We start from the raw sequence: 1,660 nt of genomic DNA, 5'->3' as shown, positions 1-1,660 counted from the left end.
CTGGAAACGCTCCGCCAGTATCGCCGGCTTCGCCTGCGCTGGGAATCGGTCAACAAGCGGCGGTCGTCGCTCGTCCGACAGCGCGAGACGTGGTCCACTCGCCTCCAACAGATCGCACAACTTGCCGGAATTCAGACGCCGGACACTTCCCTGGAACTCGTCCTCGATACCCTGCTGGCCGCTTATGATGAAGCGGTGGCCCGGGCCCGCGAGAAAAAGCAACTCGTTCGCCAGTGGAAAGCGGTGTCAAAAGACCTGCGCCTTCAGGAAAAGGCGGTGCGAAAGTTGCGGACGGCCTTAAGGCAGCACATCCAAAAATTCCGGCGTCGCACGGAATTCTCCGGGCCGATGAGCAGCGCGTACCGTCAGTGGCAAAAGGCCCGGGAACTCCATCAGAAGCACGAACAAATCACGGCGACGCTTCGGCAGTCGGTCGACGCTTTGTCGCCTCGCTTCACACCAGGCGAAAAACTGGACGAGCTCTTTGCTGGCCTGGAGTCGCGCTCTCAGGAAGCGATCGGCAAAGTGGCGGAATACAGTGCTCAGGTGGCGTCCTGCCGCCAGATGCTGGAACGACTGACGACGGAGATCGAGACGCTGGCCCACGACCGCCGAATTGAGGAAAAACGCCTGGCTTTGGCGACCATCGAATACAAGCTCGGTCCCGCCCTTATTCGCGAACGTTTACCGCGGCTGGCGCTCTTTCTATTCGAAAAAGTTCGCCAGCAGTATGAGCACGAACGGCAACCCCGCATCCTCCGAAAAGCCTCCCGGTTTCTGGAAGCCATGACCGAGGGCCGGTACCGCCGCGTGTGGACGCCCCTTGCGGAGCGTGTGCTCCTGGCAGAAGATCATTCGGGAAACCTCCGTCGCGTGGATGAGCTATCCCGTGGCACTCGAGAGCAGCTCTTCCTCTCCCTGCGGCTGGCCCTGGCCAGTGATTGGTCTGCGCGGGGAGTCCAATTGCCACTCATTCTCGATGATGTTCTGGTGAATTTCGATGAGGAGCGTGTTCGGGCGGCCTGTCGGACGCTGGCCGAATTCGCCGGACCTCGCCAGCAAATTCTCCTGCTGACCTGCCATGAGCATATCACAAACGTCTGCCACGAGCTCGGAATCCCGGTAACGGATCTGATGTCAGGAGCAGTTTCCGGAAGGTCTTCCCGCAGGTCCCACCGTTCGGTGGCACGATCACATTCCGCGCCTACGCACCAGGTCGCATCAACTCGGGAGAGTGCGGTCAACGCCACGGCGACGTCTGCGGCGTCCGATGCCGCAGAAACGAGTGATTCTCCCCAGACATCTTCGGTCGGGGCGCCACGGCAGGAAAGCGCTCCCCAAGAAGATTCCCCTTCGAAAGAGCAACGAGAGGCCGATGAAGCTGAGACGGCGAATCCCCTCGGCTCGGGCTCTGATTCCTTTGACGCCGGTGGGAATTCCCGGGTGTTGTCGGCTGCGGATGCCTGGCTGTTTGTGCCCGATCCTTATCCCGATGAGGGGACGGCTTCAGCGGCTCCCGATCGGGACACCGGTGAAACGCCCGTCCCGGCGGCCAGACGCTCTCGCGTTCGAAAGGCTCGTGCCGCTTGAGATCTTCCCAGGCCAGTAGCTGGGTGGGGGAGTGTTCGCACCTCCCCGTTTGCCAAATCCTCGTGAGACT

At 61.3% G+C, this 1,660-nt stretch carries 1 pseudogene; it reads left to right on the top strand.

What is annotated here, in order from left to right:
- Positions 1-1,590, top strand: a pseudogene (locus H5U08_RS18040) (hypothetical protein); the annotation flags it as partial.
- Positions 1,591-1,660 lie beyond the last annotated feature (70 nt).

It is taken from the genome of Thermogutta sp. (genome assembly GCF_014359955.1).
Lineage (GTDB): Bacteria > Planctomycetota > Planctomycetia > Pirellulales > Thermoguttaceae > Thermogutta.
This window is presented reverse-complemented; position numbering and strand designations above follow the sequence as displayed.